The organism is Psychrobacter glacincola, from assembly GCF_904846215.1.
Lineage (GTDB): Bacteria > Pseudomonadota > Gammaproteobacteria > Pseudomonadales > Moraxellaceae > Psychrobacter > Psychrobacter glacincola.
In genome coordinates this window covers 1-584 of the sequence record NZ_CAJGZK010000098.1, presented here as the reverse complement: position 1 = coordinate 584, position 584 = coordinate 1, and the positions used below count along the sequence as shown (strand labels likewise).

Below are 584 nucleotides of genomic sequence, written 5' to 3'. Positions count from 1 at the left end.
AAATTATTCAAGATCGTGGCTCATAAATATCGCAACCGTCGTCAGCGCTATGATCTTAGAATGAAGCTGTTTGCTGGTATCGTTAATTTCGAGCTTAATCTATGACTTTTGCAAGAGGTCTAATGAATAAAAAGCTATTATTTACGCTATTTTTAATTAAAAGTATTTTGATTACCATCCTAAGCTTACTTAAAAAATATCACTCAAAATACATTATTTATTTCTAATGTAAAGTGACTGATTATGATGAATGGTTATTTATTATTTATGAATGGTAAAATAAGCTTATGAATTTTTCAAAAACAAGCTGTTAGTAAGTTTTGATCAGTTTTTTGGCAGTAGTATAGGAGCAAGATTAGGGCGTGTTGAACATTCATAACTTCAGCCAGATATAAGCGCAAGCGAGCGCTACCGTATTCTCATAACTCTGCTTGAGCTTATCAAATCTGGTGGCAATCGCCCTATACTGTTTTAGCTTAGCAAAGGCATTTTCCACTAAGTGGCGTACTTTATACAAGTCCCAGTCCATATGATCGTTAGAGGACTTCGTGTTTCGCTTCCGAGGGATGTTATCACGCGTCCCT

General features: G+C 35.3%; 1 protein-coding gene and 1 pseudogene. One reads left to right on the top strand and one right to left on the bottom strand.

Annotated elements, in window-relative coordinates; genetic code table 11:
* Positions 1 to 105 (top strand): annotated as a pseudogene (locus tag JMW90_RS13855) (IS5/IS1182 family transposase); the annotation flags it as partial.
* Between the two features lie 268 nt (positions 106 to 373).
* Here JMW90_RS13855 and JMW90_RS13605 read toward each other — a convergent pair.
* On the bottom strand, positions 374 to 584 hold a 211-nt coding region (locus JMW90_RS13605), incomplete at its 5' end, for a transposase (RefSeq protein ID WP_201564776.1).